The sequence below is a fragment of the Stenotrophomonas chelatiphaga genome, from assembly GCF_032054965.1.
GTDB classification, from domain to species: Bacteria; Pseudomonadota; Gammaproteobacteria; order Xanthomonadales; family Xanthomonadaceae; genus Stenotrophomonas; species Stenotrophomonas chelatiphaga.
In genome coordinates this window covers 130,533-146,814 of record NZ_DAMBRS010000006.1, presented here as the reverse complement: position 1 = coordinate 146,814, position 16,282 = coordinate 130,533, and the positions used below count along the sequence as shown (strand labels likewise).

13 protein-coding genes are annotated in these 16,282 nt (G+C 68.0%); 5 read left to right on the top strand and 8 right to left on the bottom strand.

Annotated features, from left to right (window positions below; all coding sequences use genetic code 11):
• Window positions 1-29 precede the first annotated feature (29 nt).
• Both plsB and RTX79_RS10190 read right to left on the bottom strand, forming a co-directional pair.
• Window positions 30-2,663 carry a glycerol-3-phosphate 1-O-acyltransferase PlsB gene (plsB, locus tag RTX79_RS10195; RefSeq protein WP_312683552.1) on the bottom strand — a complete coding sequence of 878 codons (2,634 nt, stop codon included), beginning with the start codon at window positions 2,661-2,663 and terminating at the stop codon, window positions 30-32.
• A complete protein-coding gene (locus tag RTX79_RS10190; protein ID WP_312683551.1) occupies window positions 2,663-3,631 on the bottom strand; it encodes a hypothetical protein in 969 nt (322 codons plus the stop codon). Before RTX79_RS10190 ends, plsB begins: the two co-directional genes overlap by 1 nt.
• 280 nt (window positions 3,632-3,911) lie before the next feature.
• Here RTX79_RS10190 and RTX79_RS10185 point away from each other — a divergent pair, with 280 nt between their 5' ends.
• Window positions 3,912-4,733 (top strand): S1 family peptidase, encoded by an 822-nt coding sequence (locus RTX79_RS10185; RefSeq protein ID WP_312683550.1) that lies wholly within the window; start codon window positions 3,912-3,914, stop codon window positions 4,731-4,733.
• A 71-nt stretch (window positions 4,734-4,804) separates the two neighbouring features.
• On the top strand, window positions 4,805-5,617 hold the full coding sequence (locus RTX79_RS10180; RefSeq protein WP_312683549.1) for a S1 family peptidase: 813 nt from the start codon (window positions 4,805-4,807) through the stop codon (window positions 5,615-5,617).
• 38 nt (window positions 5,618-5,655) lie between these two features.
• On the opposite strand, the gene pyrF is transcribed toward RTX79_RS10180, so the two are convergent.
• Together pyrF and RTX79_RS10170 are read right to left on the bottom strand one after the other, a co-directional pair.
• Complete coding sequence (gene pyrF / locus RTX79_RS10175) at window positions 5,656-6,378, bottom strand: orotidine-5'-phosphate decarboxylase (RefSeq protein ID WP_312683547.1); 723 nt, start codon at window positions 6,376-6,378, stop codon at window positions 5,656-5,658.
• Window positions 6,375-7,295 (bottom strand): 5'-nucleotidase, lipoprotein e(P4) family, encoded by a 921-nt coding sequence (locus RTX79_RS10170; protein WP_312683545.1) that lies wholly within the window; start codon window positions 7,293-7,295, stop codon window positions 6,375-6,377. The genes pyrF and RTX79_RS10170 overlap by 4 nt, the downstream gene beginning before the upstream one ends.
• A gap of 99 nt (window positions 7,296-7,394) precedes the next feature.
• On the opposite strand from RTX79_RS10170, the gene RTX79_RS10165 reads away from it, so the two are divergent.
• On the top strand, window positions 7,395-8,054 hold the full coding sequence (locus RTX79_RS10165; RefSeq protein ID WP_312683542.1) for a YceH family protein: 660 nt from the start codon (window positions 7,395-7,397) through the stop codon (window positions 8,052-8,054).
• 43 nt (window positions 8,055-8,097) lie between these two features.
• Here RTX79_RS10165 and RTX79_RS10160 read toward each other — a convergent pair whose 3' ends face one another.
• Window positions 8,098-8,625 (bottom strand): GNAT family N-acetyltransferase, encoded by a 528-nt coding sequence (locus RTX79_RS10160; protein WP_312683541.1) that lies wholly within the window; start codon window positions 8,623-8,625, stop codon window positions 8,098-8,100.
• Window positions 8,626-8,672: 47 nt separating this feature from the next.
• Window positions 8,673-10,649: a UvrD-helicase domain-containing protein gene (locus tag RTX79_RS10155; protein WP_057507723.1), complete on the bottom strand. Its 1,977-nt coding sequence runs from the start codon at window positions 10,647-10,649 to the stop codon at window positions 8,673-8,675.
• Between the two features lie 101 nt (window positions 10,650-10,750).
• Between RTX79_RS10155 and RTX79_RS10150 the strand changes: the two genes are divergently transcribed.
• Window positions 10,751-11,473 (top strand): hypothetical protein, encoded by a 723-nt coding sequence (locus RTX79_RS10150; protein WP_309689303.1) that lies wholly within the window; start codon window positions 10,751-10,753, stop codon window positions 11,471-11,473.
• Between the two features lie 27 nt (window positions 11,474-11,500).
• Entirely contained in the window at window positions 11,501-12,115 is a 615-nt protein-coding gene (locus tag RTX79_RS10145) for a thymidine kinase (protein ID WP_309689305.1), read from the top strand.
• Between the two features lie 47 nt (window positions 12,116-12,162).
• Here RTX79_RS10145 and RTX79_RS10140 read toward each other — a convergent pair whose 3' ends face one another.
• Entirely contained in the window at window positions 12,163-13,764 is a 1,602-nt protein-coding gene (locus RTX79_RS10140) for a glucan biosynthesis protein (protein ID WP_312683537.1), read from the bottom strand.
• 49 nt (window positions 13,765-13,813) lie between these two features.
• The gene (locus RTX79_RS10135) at window positions 13,814-16,270 is read right to left on the bottom strand and encodes a protein kinase domain-containing protein (RefSeq protein WP_312683534.1); all 2,457 of its coding nucleotides are present in this window, start codon (window positions 16,268-16,270) and stop codon (window positions 13,814-13,816) included.
• Window positions 16,271-16,282: the final 12 nt, after the last annotated feature.

The window sequence follows — 16,282 nt, the reverse complement described above, 5'->3', positions numbered from 1 at the left end:
GCGACCGTGGGTCGCCACGCCCTGCCGGATCAATCCTGCGGCGCGGTCTCTTCCGGCCGCGCCGCTTCCGGGCTCACCCGCTCGATGGTGTGACGCAGTTCGCGGCCAAGGATGAACTTGGCATCCTTGGCCCAGCCATCCAGGCGCTGGTCGAACAGCAGGCGGCTGTTCTCGTCCGGCCAGACCAGGCGCAGTTCGCGCAGCTTCTGGATGAATCCGCGGAACAGGGTCTTGTCGAAGAACTCCGGTGCCGCCGGTGCATACAGCAGGCTCAGGCGCTGCGCCGCCTGCTGGCACAGGCTCTCCAGTTCCGCTGCGCCCAGCGTGCCGGGACCGTTCTTCACCAGCACCGAAATGGCGATGTAGTAACGCTCGAATGCCTGCTGCAGGGAGTGGCCGATCGCGCGCAGGCGGAACACCTCGTCGGTCTGCCCGGTATTGCGCGACAGCACGCCGCCTTCGTCCTCACCGACCTGCTGCAGCAGGCCCTCGCGGATGAACAGGTCGATGGTCTGCTCGATGCGCTTGCCGAACTCGTCCTCGGTCCACGGCAGGAACAGCTCGGCCTGCAGGAACGGGTACACCGTGCGTCCCAAGCGCACCAGGCCGGCACGGCCCATGCGCCGGTTGTTCTGGAAGCAGCACGCCACCCACGATGAGGCCGTGAACAGGTGCAGCACGTTGTTGCGGAAATAGCTGAGCAGCACGGCCGTGTCGCCGCTCACGCTGAGCACATCGCCCAGCGGGTGCTTGACCCGGGTCAGCACGTTGATTTCTTCGGCGTGGGCGATGATCCGCTCCGGCGAATGCGGGGTGACCGTCACCCGGTCCGAGTACGGCATTTCTTCCAGCAGCGTCTTGCACAGCTGGATCTGCGCGATCAGGTCGGCCTCGCCCATGGCGTGCTTGGGCGTGGACAGCAGCGCCAGCGCCAGCAGGTTGATCGGATTGACGTCGGCGGCGCCGTTGATGCGTACCTGGATGCGCTCGGCCAGGGTATCGACGGTGTTGGACAACCAGGCCGGCTTTTCATCCTCGGCCACGGCACGGCCATCCCACTCGGGGGCCTTTTCCGCCAGCACGTCGTTCAGTGCGATCGGTTCGCCGAAGTTCACCACCACCTGGCCGTAGTTCTGCTTGAGCACCTTCGGGATGCCCCACAGCAGCGACCAGATCGATTCCTTTTCCTTCGGCCGGCCCGTCAGCTCATCGAGGTAGCTGCTGCCTTCCATCAGCTTTTCGTAGCCGATGTAGATCGGCTGGAACAGCACCGGCTTGCGCGGCTGGCGCAGGAACGCCTTGAGCGTCATCGAGATCATGCCGCCCTTGGGCTGCAGCAGGCGCCCGGTACGCGAGCGGCCGCCTTCGACGAAATACTCGATGGAATAGCCACCGGCGACCAGCTGGGCAACGTATTCGCTCAGTACCGCCGAATACAGCGCGTTGCCGCGGATCGAGCGGCGGATGAAGAACGCGCCGCCCTTGCGCAGCAGCGTGCCGACCACCGGCAGGTTGAGGTTGATGCCGGCCACGATGTGCGGCGGCACGATGCCGCGGTCGTACAGCAGGTAGGACAACAGCAGGTAGTCCATGTGGCTGCGGTGGCTGGGCACGTAGACCACTTCATGGCCCGGCGCCGCCGCCTTGAACTTTTCCAGGTGGTGGACCAGCACGCCGGCGTAGATGCGGTTCCAGACGTGGCTGAGCATGAAGCTGGCCGAACGCACGACCGGACTGGAGTAGTCGGCGGCGATTTCCCAGGCGTAGGCATGCGCTTTCTTCCACGCATCCGCCGGCTTGCTGTTGTCGCGCCGGGCCTGCGCGGCGATCGCTTCGCGCACCGGCTCGGCCTGCAGCACCTGGTCCACCAGCAGGCGGCGGGTGGACAGGTCAGGACCGATCACCGATTCACGGATGCGGCGGAAATGCGTCCGCAGCACGCGCTGCAGCTTGCGCACCGTGCGCTCGGGATCCAGCCCCTCGTCGACCGTGGCCCGCAGCGAGATCGGCGGAGCGAAACGAACGATGGTGCTGCGGCCGTTCAACAGGACCGCCAGCAGGCGCCGGAAGCGGCCGACCAGCGCCCAGTTTTCAGAGAACAGCACGGCGAACCAGCCGCTCTGCTTGTCCGGCGCACGGCCGACGAAGATCGACACCGGCACCAGGTGCACGTCCAGTTCACCGCGCGCGCGGTGCGCCTGCAGCACCTTGGCCAGCGAGTCGGAGTGGGTCTTGGCGCCGCGCTGCTCGGGAATGATCGAATTGCTCGAACTGCGCCGCGACAGGGCCACGTAGGCGCGCTTGCGGCCGGTGGGATCGCCGGGCAGCGGCACCAGCGGCGAAGGCAACCCGGCCTGGCGGCAGGCCTTGTCCAGGATCAGCGCATTGGACAGGCCGTAGTCCTCCAGCACATACACCACCGGACGGCCGTCGTTGTACTGGCCAGGATCTTCCGGCTCGATGTCCAGCGACAGCCAGGGTTCGAACAGGCGACCCAGCAACCGCGCCCACCAGGGACGTCGGCCGGCTGCCGCGCGCGCGGCAACGTGCGGCGGCACCGGGCCGTCGGTCGTCATCGGGGACACCAGCGCCGGATCGGCGGGCGTCTGCTCAGGTTGTTCGCCGGGGAACGGCAGCGGATTCTGTTTCGACATCGGCATCATTATGGCGTAGCCGGCGGCTTTGCATCGTCCCCGGTCTCAGCCGCAGGTGCGATGAGCGCTGCGGATTCAGCTTCCGCCTTCGCGCGGGCCGCGCCGGCGTTGCGCAGCAACGCATCGGTATCGGCCAGGGTGCGGGTCAGGTACCAATGGCCCTCGCGCCGGGTCAACGGAATCTGCAGGCTGATGGTCTGGCCAGCGAGCGGGTACTGCAGGCGTACCAGTGCATTGTCGCCCTGCTGGGACAGGATGTCGCCGACGATCCCGCGCATCGACGCGTCCAGGTCGAGTCCATAGCTGGCCAGCACGGCCTTCAGCGTTGCGATGAAGGGACCCAGCCGTTGCAGGCTGGCCGCCATGCCGGCCTGCTGCAGTTGGTCATCGGTGGAAAAACCGGTCGCGCTGGCCGCCCGGGTCAGCGCGGCGATGCTGGCGCGCGCGCGCGCGCGGTCGCTGATCGGCGCATCCGCCGCCCATGCCGCCAGGGTCTCGACCACCTGCACATAGTGCGCCTGCTGGCTGCTGGTGAAACTGGTCTCATGACGCAGGTACTGCACGCCGAACAGGCCCATCGACTGCGCGGCCTGGCGCACGGCGGTGGTCTGGCCGGCCAGTTGCCGGTCGAAACTGCGCTGCAGGCGCTGGCTGCCGTCGTCGGCTGACAGGGCCTGCAGCATCGGCAGCAGCTGGTCGTGCAACGGCAGTTCGGTCAGCGGCCAGCGACTGTGGCCCTGGCTCCATGCCTGCTCCAGCGCTGCGTACTGCGCCGGTGGTACCGACAGGCGCGCATAGGCCACCAGGTCGTTGTCGGCGATCGCGCGTGCCATTGCCTGCACCGCCGCGACCGGCTCGGCCGGCGGCGCGGCCGGATCGACCACGTCACGCTGACAGGCCGCCATCGCCAGCAGCAGCATGGCCGCGCAAGCCCATCCACCCGCATGGCGCAGCGCGCGCCGTTTTGTCTTCGACATGATGGTTCGGACTCCCCAGACCGGCCTGCATCTTGACCGGTGTTGCCTGTCAGCAGCAAGACAGCGGCGGCGGTGTTGTTTCCCCCCAGCCATGGGGACAGGACATTGAACCACACTCGCTGCAGGTTGTCGGATGCTGCGCGCTCGCTGCCGGTGGAGCGCCGAAGGCGGCGTAGGTGCCTACCGTTGTCGCCGTTCGCTGTGACCGCCATCGCATAATGCCGGGCGGCAGCCAGCGCCCACTGGTGTCCGGCAATCCGCCGGATCCGAGGGGCCCACCATGCGTTCCTGTTCTCTTGTCATCCTTGCAAGCCTGCTCTGCCTGCCGGCGCTGGTACTGGCGTCGCCGCGGCATGCCGATCGTGTCGCGCCGACCATCGTCGGCGGAACCGATGTTCCGGACGACGGCAATCCATTCCTGGTCAGTATCCAGGCCCTGCCACGTGGCAGCACGCCGTTGCGCCGCCACTGGTGCGGCGGCACGCTGATTTCCCCGTCGTGGGTGTTGACCGCCGCGCACTGCGTGACCCGCTGGTCGTCCGCGCAACTGCGCGCCCGCACGGGTGAAACCGACCTCACCGCCGGCACCGGAACCGATCACGCAGTCGCATCGATCCACATACATCCCGACTATGCCGGCACCCGCAAGAGCGATGTCGCCCTGCTGCGCCTGACTGCACCGGTGCCGGACGCCCAGGTCATCGACCTGCTCGGCCAGGAAGGCATCGGCTACGAGGTGGCGGGCCGGCTGCTGACGGTCGCCGGCTGGGGCGCGCTGTCCGAAGGCGGGGGCAATCCCAGCCGCATGCAGCAGGTCGAGGTGCCCTTCATCAGCACGCCCGCCTGCCAGGCGCTGTATGCCGAAGACGGTATCGCCGTCGATGCTGCCAGCGAAATCTGTGCCAGCGAGGCCGGCCGCGATTCCTGCCAGGGCGACTCCGGCGGTCCGCTGTTCACCCGCGCCCCCGCCGGTGGCTGGGTCCAGCTGGGCGTGGTGAGCTGGGGCCTGGGCTGCGCGCGCGCCGAATCCCCGGGGGTCTACGCGCGGCTGGCCGGTCCGGGCATCGACGCGTTCATCGACGCCGTCTGGACGAAAAACTGAGTCAGCGCCCGCGAGCGGCTCCGCGCCGTTGGCGGGCAACTTCCTGTTGCTTCACCTGGCAGAAAAAAACAATGAACAGAATGATTCCCGCGTTGTTCTCCGCAGCCCTCACCGTCGGCCCAGCCATCGCATCGGCAGGTGACATGCGACCGACCATCATCGGTGGCAGCGATGCTCCGATCGGTGCCTACCCCTTCATGGTGAGCATCCAGGTCCCTGAAGTGGGCGATACACCGCGCGCGCGCCACTGGTGTGGCGGCACCCTGATTTCACCTTCCTGGGTGCTCACGGCAGCGCATTGCATGGGCGTGACCGTCGACCAGGCCGTGGTCAGCGTGGGGCAGACCAACCTGGACGCCGACGAAGGCATCCTCCACCGTATCGCCGAAATCCACACACACCCGGACTTTTTCAAGGGTGGGCCGGACGTGGCGCTGCTGCGGCTGGTCTCACCGGTCAGTGGAATAGAGCCGGTCCACCTGCTGGGGCAGGCAGGCCGGGAGTACGAACAGAACGAGAGGCCGGTGGTGCTGGCAGGCTGGGGGGTAGTTGAACAGATCGATGGCAAGTCCAGGCACGTGGGACCCCTGCAGCATGTGCAGTCGCAGATGGTTGACGTGCGCCTGTGCAGCGCGCTTTGGGGAGGGTCAGGCGGCGTCGATGCGGAACAAGATATGTGCGCTGGCGGCAATTACCGGGACTCCTGCTTCGGAGACTCCGGCGGGCCACTGCTGGTCGAGGCGCCCGGCGCTGGGTGGTATCAGCTGGGAGTCACCAGCCGGGGTGGCCTCATCTGTGGTCAGCCGGGCCAGCCCGGCATCTACGCCCGGCTGGCTGGTCTCTCGGCGGACGCGTTCATCGCCCGCACATGGGATGGTCACTAGGCATGCAACAGTGGACGCGCCAGACGCCCGCGCACCAATCAGCGCCGCCGCGCGGTCACGATCTCGCGCTGGATGGCGCGCGCGGCCGCCGCGGGATCGGCCGCCAGCCGGATCGGGCGCCCGACCACGATCGCATCGGCGCCATCGCTGAAGGCGTCTGCAACCCCGACAGTGCGCTTCTGGTCATCGCCGACCGGGCCGCCCGGACGGATGCCCGGGCAGACGATGGTGAATCCGCTACCGGTCGCTGCCCGGATCGGTGCAGCCTCCTGGCCCGATGCGATGACGCCATCGATGCCAGCGGCTTTCGCCGCCAGCGCGCGCTCGACCACCACGTCCACCGGTTCGCGGTCGATGCCCATCTGCGCCAGGTCCTCGCGCCCCATCGACGTCAGCACGGTCACGGCCAGCAGGCGCATGTCACCACCAGCAACCGCCGCGCAGGCTTCCATCATCCCCGGGTGCCAGCCATGGATGGTGCAGTAGCTGACCGGCCACTGCGACAGCCGCTTGATCACGGCCGCAGCGGTGGCCGGGATGTCGAAGAATTTCAGGTCGACGAATACCCGCTTGTCGCGACGCGCGAGTTCCTCGAGCACCTGGAAGTACTCACCGGAGGCCAGCAGTTCCATGCCGATCTTGTAGAAGCCCACGCTGTCGCCCAGGCGATCCACCCACGCCAGCGCCTGCACGCGATCGGGCACGTCCAGCGCGAAGATCAGGCGCTGGTCATCACGCAGGGGCAGCGGCGCGCGGCTCACGGCGCATAGTCCAGTGCGGCGCGCTTGGCGTCATGGCGGGCCTGGCGCGACTGGCTGTAATCGTTGTTGAACTGCGCCGGTTCGAAGCCGCCGTAGGTCGGGTTCGGCAGCATCCACCAGCGCTCGCCGAACCAATCGTGGTACTGCTGCAGCAGGGCATCGCGCCCTTCGTTGGTATTGGCGGTGACTTCGGCGAAGTCGCCGAGCTGGTCACCGAACTGCATCAGCACGCGGTACTGCTCGCCGGCCAGGCGGCGGCGGCAGTTCTTCTCGCTGCCGGCCTGCTCGCAGCCTTCCACCACGGTACCCAGACCGAGGAACACGCTGTCGTCGGCCACCGGCAGGCCTTCGGCGCGCAGGTTGGCCAGGGTGGCCTCCTTCAGGTGCACGGCGCGGTTGGAGATGTACAGCAGGGTGACGCCTTTTTCGTTGGCCGCCCGGGCGAAATCGACGACGCCGGGAATCGCCTTGGCCTTCTTCTCGGCCACCCACTGGTCCCAGCTCAGCTCGTCGTATTCCCTGCCATCGCGCACCAGGCGCGCCTGGTAAGGCGAGTTGTCCAGCACGGTCTCGTCCAGGTCCAGCACCACCGCCGGCTTCAGGCCCTTGGCGTCGTTGCCACGCTCTTCCGGCACCAGGGCGTCCCAGTTGGGCTCCTTCAGCGCGGCATCCAGGCGATCGGCCGCGGCCCGGTAGGTCTGCTCGGTGATCGCCCGGTACTCCTGCGCCCGCTGCATCCACAGCACCGCGTTCAGGTTGTCGTTGGCGCTGCTGTCCGTTGCCGCGGCCGCAGCGGCCGGGGCTGCAGCTGCGTCCGCGGCGGCGGCCGGCGGGGCGTCGACGCGCTTGCAGGCGGACAGCCCGATCACCGCAAGGGCGAGCAGGGACAGGGAGACGGGGGCGGTACGACGACGCATTGGCTTCACCATGTTCAGAACCCGGCCATTTTAACGGCAAAGATGACAGGGGCAGCGGCTATGCTTGACGGCTGTTCCACCGACCCACCGGAGCCCGCCATGACCGACACCCCCGACACCCCTGCCCGCCCGTTGCTGGATGCCACCCAGGCACGCCTGCTGGGCTGCCTGGTGGAAAAAGAAGCCACCACGCCGGACACCTATCCGCTGACGGTGAACGCGGCGCAGTCGGCGGCCAACCAGAAGACCGCGCGCGACCCGTTGATGAACCTGGATGCGGGCAACGTCCAGCATGCGCTGCGCCAGCTGGAAACGATGGGCTTGGCGCGCCAGCATTTTTCCTCGCGCGCGGACCGCTACGAGCATCGCCTGCAGGCCGCGCTGGACCTGACCCGCCAGCAGACCGTGGTGCTGGCGTTGCTGCTGCTCCGTGGTCCACAGACGTTGGCCGAGCTGGTCACGCGCGCCGAGCGGCTGCACCGCTTCGGCGATGCCGACGAGGCACGCCATGCGATCGAACGCCTGCAGCAGCGCGAGCTGCTGGTGGTGCTGCCGCGTGCCAGCGGCCAGCGCGAAGACCGCTACATGCACCTGCTGTGCGGCGACGTCGATGGCGCGGCGCTGGCGGCGGCTTTTGCTTCGTCGGGGGCGGCGTCGGCGGGTGCCGCCAGCCACGATCCGGCACTGGCCGAGCGCGTGGCGCAGCTGGAAACCGCGGTCGCAGAGCTGCGCGCCGAGCTGGACGCGCTGCGCGGCTGAGCCACGGCTGCCGGCCAGCGGCCGGCACGACGGGTGGGGCTGATCAGCCGGTGACGGCGGCCGCGCCCGGCGTGGCGAACAGGGTCACCCATTCTTCGCTGCCGGGCAGCTGGATCGGGCCGCGCTGCTGCATGCCCAGCCGGCGCAGGATCGCAGCGGAGGCCAGGTTGTCCGGGCTGATGATGCCGTACAGGTCCTTCAGGCCCACGACGTCCCGCGCGTGGGCGAATACCGCCTGCGCCGCTTCGCTGGCATACCCATTACCGGCGTATTGCCCCAGAACCGCGTAGCCGACGTCCGGCCCCGGCAGGCCGTCGCGGCGCACCAGGCCCGCGTTGCCCAGCCACGCGCCATCGGACAGGCGCTCGATCGCATACATGCCGAAGCCGTTCAGGGCGTAGCTGTGCAGCACGCGCAGCGCGATGTACTCGCGGGCCTGCGCTTCGCTGCGTACGTCGCGATCACCGATGAAGCGCAGGAAACCCGGATCATTGAGCAGCGCCAGCATGTGGCCGGCATCCAGGTCCGGCTCGATGGGCCGCAGGCGCAACCGTTCGCTGTCAATCCGCACTGCCGTTCCCGTCGCCGTGGTGGTGGCCGATTGTGTGCACTCAGGGCTCAGTCGAACAAGGCCTGGATGGCCGCCAGTCCGGCAGTGGCGCGTTCCTGTTTGCGCGCCGCATCGGCTACAGGATCGGCACCGTCACGCTGCAGTTCTTCGGCCGGCAGTTCAGCGAAGAAGCGGCTGGGCTTGAGTCGCACGTGCTCGCCGAACTTGCGCGTCAGCTTGCTGTGGCTCATCCACAGCTGGACCTTGGCGCGGGTGATGCCCACGTACAGCAGTCGTCGCTCTTCCTGCAGCGTGCCTTCGTCCAGGCTGACCTGGTGCGGCAGCACGCCGTCTTCGCAGCCGACGATGAACACGTACGGGAACTCCAGGCCCTTGGAGGCATGCAGGGTCATCATGCGTACCTGGTTGCCGCCATCGTCCTTGTCGTTGCGCGACAGCAATGCCAGCTGGCCGGCGAGGTCGGCGGCGGTGGCCCCGCGCGGACCGCCTTCAAACCATTGCGCCAGTTCTTCGATGTTGTTCGCACGGCGCTGGTAACTGGCTTCTTCCTTGGCCTGCTGGCGCAGCTCGCTGAGCAGGCCCGATTCCTTGGCCACCTTGCGGATCATGTCGCCGGAAGAGATTTCGCGGGTCTGCGCGCGCAGGTCGCGCAGGATGTCGGTGAAGCGCGACAGGCTGTTGGCCGCACGCGGGGCGAGCTGCTGCAGCGCACCCAGCGCCTCGGCCGCCTGCGCCATCGGCATGTCCTTTTCCGATGCCAGTTCCGCCAGCTTGGCCAGGGTGCCTGCACCGACATCGCGCTTGGGCGCCTGCACCGCGCGCATGAACGCCGTATCGTCGTCCGGATTCACCAGCAATCGCAGCCAGGCCAGCGTGTCTTTGACTTCCTGGCGCTCCAGGAACACCGTGCCGCCGGACAGGTGGTACGGCACGCGCGCCAGCTGCATCGCTTTTTCCAGCGGGCGGGACTGGAAATTGCCCCGGAACAGTATGCAGAAATCGCTCCACGGCACCTGCCGCGCCTGCGCGATGAAGGCGATTTCGGCCGCCACTTTTTCGGCTTCGTGCTCGCTGTTGCGGCACTCCCACACCCGGATGCGTTCGCCGTCGGCCTGGTCGCTCCACAGCTTCTTCAGGTGCTCATGCGGGTTGTTGGCGATCAGCGCGTTGGCCGCGCGCAACACCCGGTTGGAACAACGGTAGTTCTGTTCCAGTTTGATGATCTGCAGCGCGGGGTAGTCGCGCGCCATCTGCTGCAGGTTTTCCGGATTGGCACCGCGCCAGGCGTAGATCGACTGGTCATCGTCACCCACGCAGGTGAAGTTGCCCTTGTCCCCGGCCAGCTGCTTGAGCAGGCGGTACTGGGCATCGTTGGTATCCTGGCACTCGTCCACCAGCAGGTAACCGATGCGTTCGCGCCAGGCGATGGCGATCTCCGGATTCTCCTCCAGCACCTGCACCGGCAGCCGGATCAGGTCGTCGAAGTCCACCGCATTGAAGGCGGTCAGCCGCAGCTGGTAGCGCTCGTAGACACTGGCCGCTTCCTTTTCGCGGTTGCTGCGCGCCTCGCGCATCGCCTGCTCCGGTGACAAGCCGGCATTCTTGGCGCGCGAGATCAGGTTCTTCACGTCCTCGATGTCATCCGGCTTGGCGCCGTACATCAGGTCCTTGACCTGTGCGTTGCTGTCGTCGGCATCGAAGATCGAGAAACCGCGCTTCAGGCCCACCGCCGCGTGTTCGATCTGCAGGAACTTCAGGCCCAGCGCATGGAAGGTGCAGATGGTGACGTCTTCGGCATCCTGATCACGCAGGCGTCGCGCGACGCGCTCGCGCATTTCCTTGGCTGATTTGTTGGTGAAGGTGATCGCGGCGATGCGCCGGGCCGGATAGCGGCCGCAGCCGATCAGGTGGGCGATTTTCTCCACGATCACGCGCGTTTTGCCACTGCCGGCACCCGCCAGCACCAGCAAGGGGCCTTCGATATGCAGCACTGCTGCGCTTTGGGGGGGGTTGAGTCCGTGCATGTGCCGCTGATTGTAGCGGGGGCACCCTGACCTCCGGCAGATTGCGCTGGCGCGCGCAGCTGCGATAGTGGTGGCAGACCACGATTCACAGGAAGTGACCGATGAAGCTGAACAGATTCACCACCCTGGCCCTGCTCGCCGCCGCCGCGCTGTCACCGGCCCACGAAGCGCACGCCCAGCTGGCGGCCGAAGACGCGCCGCTGTCGCTGCAGGAACACGCCGTGGTCAGTTCGCCTGCCTACCTCAAGGCGCACCCGGACATGCGTTTCCGGCAACTGGGGCTGGCCGCGGTCGAGCGCGACAAGCCCGAGGATGCACGCCGCTACTTCCGCCTGGGCGCCCAGCATGCCGACAAGCTGTCGCAGGCGCTGATGGCCGAGCTGTTGTGGAACGGCAAGGGCGGCCCGGTCGACCGCGCGCTGGGCTATGCATGGATGGACCTGGCCGCCGAGCGCGGTACCGAATGGCTGGTGGTACGCCGTGAACAATACTGGGCGGCATTGGACGAAGCCGAGCGCAAGCGCGCGGTCAGCGAAGGCCAGACGCTGTATGCCGAGTACGGCGATCCGGTGGCCAAACCGCGCCAGGAACGCGAAATGCGCCGCAACATGGGCGAGATGACCGGCAGCCGCACCGGTGCGCTGGGTTCGACGGTCATGCAGGTCCGCTTCAATGGGCAGATGGTGCGCGTGGTGCCGGAGATCTACTACGCTCCGCGGCTGTGGCAGCCCGATGCCTACTGGAAGTGGCAGGGCCAGCAGCTGGAGGCGGGCAACAGGAGCACTGTGGACGTGGGTGCTCCACATCCGCTGCGCGGCGACTGAGCCGCCCGCTGCGGCTAGAATCTGCCGATGGCCAAGCTCTATTTCTATTATTCGGCGATGAACGCCGGCAAGACCACCACCCTGCTGCAGAGCGCGCACAACTACCGCGAGCGCGGCATGCGGGTGGCAATCCTTACCCCGCGGTTGGACAACCGCGCCGGCAGCGGCGTGGTGGCTTCGCGGATCGGCTTGAAGGCCGATGGCATGGCCTTCGAGCGCGACAGCGACCTCCAACACCTGGTCGAAGCCGATATCGCCGCGCACGGACCGCTCGGCTGTGTGCTGGTGGACGAAGCGCAGTTCCTCAGCCGGGCACAGGTCTGGCAGTTGAGTGAGGTGGTCGACCAGCTGCGCATCCCGGTGCTCTGCTACGGCCTGCGCACCGACTTCCGCGGCGAGCTGTTCGAAGGCAGCCAGTACCTGCTGGCCTGGGCCGATGAGATGCAGGAGATCAAGACGATCTGCCACAGCGGCAAGAAGGCGACCATGACCGTGCGCGTGGACGCGCACGGCCATGCGGTGCAGGACGGACCGCAGGTGGAGATCGGCGGCAACGAACGCTATGTCTCGGTCAGCCGCGCCGAATTCAAGAAGATCACCCGCGGTGAAGGCCGCATCGACCCGCTGCTCGCCGGCGGATGAAGCGCCAGCGCGGGTAGCGCGTTGGCGCCGGCCCGCGTTTGCCCGGTTCAGTACAGGGTGCGTTCGGGCGCCCCGGCCGGCGGCGGGCTGTACTGGTACAGCCAGGTTTCGGTCAGGGTCTTGCCGCCACTGCGCAGGAACAGCCGGATGTCGATCTGCGCGGTACTGTCATCGCCGGGCACCAGGTCGAACATGGCCCGATAGCCGTTGATCTCACGCAGCGGGCGCGCCGAGACGATTTCCAGCGTGCCACGGCTGGCCTGCACCACCGCCTCCACCTCACCCTTGTCGATCAGGCTGGCCAGCTCCCCCCCGGCGAAGTCCACCGCGAAACGCCACGAGAAATGCTCGCGCTTCTTGCCGATGATGCCGCCCAGCCCGGTGCGGGTGGCCACGGTGTGCGCCAGCGGCGAACGCGCGGGCGGCTCGGCGCCCCAGTACAGGCGATAGCCGACCAGCAGTTCCTGCCCGGCCTGCGGCTTGTCCTTCGGATTCCAGAACGCGACGATGTTGTCGAAGGTCTCGTCCACGGTCGGGATCTCCACCAGCTGCACCGAGCCCTCGCCCCACTCGCCCTTCGGTTCGACCCACAGGCACGGGCGCTTCTCGTAGAACACGCCGTCGTCCTGGTAATGGTCGAATTCGCGATCGCGCTGCAGCAGGCCGAAGCCACGCGGATTGCGGTCGACGAACATGTTGAAGCGCAGTTCGCGCGGGTTCACCAGCGGGCGCCAGATCCACTCGCCGCCACCGCTCCACATCGCCAGCCCGTCGGTGTCATGGATCTCCGGGCGCCAGTCCCACGCCATGCGGCGATCGTTCTCGCCGACCTGGAACATGCTGGTGCACGGGGCGATGCCGAGCCGCTCGATCACCTTGCGCGGATACAACGCGCTGTCGATGTCCATCAACAACACATCGCCGTTGGTGATGGCGAAACGGTAGGCGCCGGCCACGCTCGGCGAATCCAGCAGCGCGTAGACCACGATGGTGTCCGAATCGTTGTCCGGGCGTTCGAGGTAGTAGGCGATGAAGTCCGGGAATTCTTCCGGCCCGCCGGTCCCGGTATCGATCGCCAGTCCCCGCGCCGACTGCCCGTACTGGCCTTCCTTGCCGACCGCGCGGAAGTAGCTGGCGCCCAAGAAGGCGGCGAAATCGCGATCGGTATCCTTGCGCGTGTTGAGCCGGAAGCCGGCAAAGCCCAGGTCGGCCGGCAGCTGGCCGCCCTTGATGCCGCTCTTGCCGTAATCGAAGGCGGCGCCGTCGTAGGCCAGTTCCTGTGCCTTGCCATCGACCACGTCGAACATCCGCACCGGCGAATGGAAGTACAGCCCGAGGTGGAAGAATTTGGCCTGGAACCGTCCCGGCTCATTGCCCCACAACGCGTGGTCCTGGCGATAGCGGATGGACTGGTACTCATCCCAGTCCAGCGCTTCCACCGGTCCCGGCAGGGTCCGCTTGTGGGTCTTGTAGGGCGCTGCGGCCAGCGCACGCGCCTCGCCTTTCAGGCGGGCGAAGTCGAACGGCAGCGGTTGCCCCAGGCGGCGCAGGCCGACCTGCCGGCTTGCCGCGGCGCCCACGTTCAATGCAGGCAGGCCGAAGGCAGCCAAGGCCAGGGAAGCGTTGCGGATAAAATCGCGTCGTTGCATTCGAAGGCAGCCGGGGCATGGAGGGTCGGCCATTATTCCAACAGATTCGTTAATTGTTGGCAGTGGCCGGAGACATTTGTTCAGCTGGCTGCGGCAGGCGGGCCAGGCGCAGGTCCAGCTGGCGGACCGCCGCAGACGGAATGCCGCGCTGGGCGATCAGCAACTGCCGCGCCTCGCGCCATGCGACGGCGGCGCGCGCCGGGCTTCCCGCCGCGCGTTCGGCCTCGCCCAGGTCGAGCAGGCCCTGCGGCAGCAATGCCACCTGGCCAGGCTGGCGCCAGATCCGTACCGCATTGCGGTAATGGCTGAGCCTGCCAGAGGCATCGCCTTCGGCCAGGGCGAGCTCGCCCAGCGCATGTTCGGCCAGGCCGACTTCACGGTGCTCCGGCCCGAGCGCCAAGGCCAGCTTGTCGCGTACCTCACCCAGTACCGGCGCGGCCCAGGCCCGGCGCCCCTGCTGCAGCGCGAGCAGCGCGCGGGCACGCTGCACCACCTGGGTTTCCGGATGGTCCGGGCCGAAGGCCTGGACCGCCGACTGCCAGGCCTGGTCCAGTGCAGCGGCGGCATCGCTGGCCTGCCCGCTGCGGGCGAGCATCTGCCCCAGCTGACGGCGCATCCCGATGGCTTCCGGCGTGCCCGGTGCAGCACGCTGCAGCAGCGCCAGCGCCTGCTGGTAGCCCTCCAGTGCACGCGCATCCAGGCCGGCATCGGCATCCAGCCCGGCCAGCCCCGCCAGCGCACCGGCGATGCCGCGCGGGTTGCCCTCCCCGCGCTGGTACAGCGCCAGGGCGCGGATGAACGCAGCGCGCGCAGCACGGACCTGGCCAAGCTGGGCCTGGCAGTGGGCCAGTTCACTGGCGAAGCCCGCCACGGCGGTCGGCAGCAGGTCCTGCTGCTGGTCGGCGATGTGCGCTGCGGACTGCAGGTGGGCGACGCACTCGCGGTCACGGCCCAGCATGCGCAGCGCGCGCGCGCGCTGGGTCACCGCTTCCAGCTGCAATGCGCCTGGCACGTCCGCTTGTGCCTGCAGCAGCGTGCGCTGTTGATCCAGGACGCGCAGGGCCACCTCGTAGTCACCCAGTCCGATGTACAGGCGTCCGATCACCCCTTCCATTTCGGCCAGCGCCAGCGGCTGCCCGGCCAGTTCCGCCTGCGCACGCTGCTGTCCGGTTTCCAGCAGCTGGCGCACGTCGAAGTGGCCGTGGCGGACGCTTGCCGCGCGATCGAACAAGCCGATGTTGAAGTCCTGCATCGCCTGTGCGCGTGCCGTTTCCTGGCGGGCCTGGCGCGCCTGCCAGACGGCCATCGTCGATACCGCCAGCAAGGCCGACAGGGCCAGGCTGGCGCCCGCCACGCCCCACCGATGGCGCCGCAGATACTTGCGCAGGCGATACCCGGTGCCCGGCGGATGGGCGCGCAGCGGCCGTCCGTCCAGAAAGCGGCGCAGGTCCTCGGCCAGCGCATCGACCGATCCGTAGCGCTGCTGGGGATCCTTGGCCATTGCCTTGCCCAGCAGCAGGTCCAGGTCACCCCGCACGCGTCGGGCAAGACGCCGCGCGGCCGGCTGCACCGGCATCCCGGCTTCGCCCTGGAGCAACCGGCGTGATGCGGGCAATGGCTGGACATCCAGGATCGAGCGTTCCCACTCACTGTCCGATTGCCGGCGCAGCCGATACGGCTTGTGCCCGGTGACCACTTCGTAGATCACCACGCCCAGCGAGTACACATCGGTGCGGGTGCTCAGCGGATCGCCCCGCACCTGCTCCGGCGCGGCGTAGTGCAGGGTGAACGCGCGAGGCTCGCCGGCCGCCGCCGCCGCGATGCCGTCCGGGTCCAACAGCTGGGCGATGCCGAAATCGAGCAGCTTGACCGCCCCATCGGCGACCAGGATGTTGGACGGCTTCAGGTCACGGTGCACCACCAGGTTGGCATGCGCATGGGCCACCACCGAACACACCTGCAGCATCAGCTGCAGCCGCTCGTCCAGCGGCAGCATGCCGCGCTGGCAGTACTCGGTTATCGGTTCGCCCTGCACGTAGTCCAGCGCGAAATACGGATGCCCCTGCGGGTCGATGCCCGCGTTGTGCAGCTGGGCAAGGTGGGGATGCTGCAGCCGGGCCAGGATCTGCCGCTCGCGCGCGAAGCGCGCATGCAGGCCGGGTTCGGCCAGCCCGCTGCGCAGCAGCTTCAACGCCACCTTGCGCTCGTACATGCCGTCGCAGCGCTCGGCCAGCCAGACTTCCCCCATCCCGCCTTCGCCGAGCAGGCGCAGCAGGCGGTACGGACCGATGCGGGTGCCTTCGCGCGATGACCCGGGCGCGGAAAACACCGGCTGGGCCATGAACTGCTCGCTGTCGCGCGCATGGGCCAGCATTTTTTCCAGTTCCGCGGCCAGCGCCGGATCGCGTCCTGCCACCTCCCGCAGCCGCACCAGGCGGCCGTCTTCATCCAGTTCCAGCAGCTGGTCCAGCCATGACGACAGTTCGCGCCAGCGCAGGGCATCCATGGCCGGTGCTCG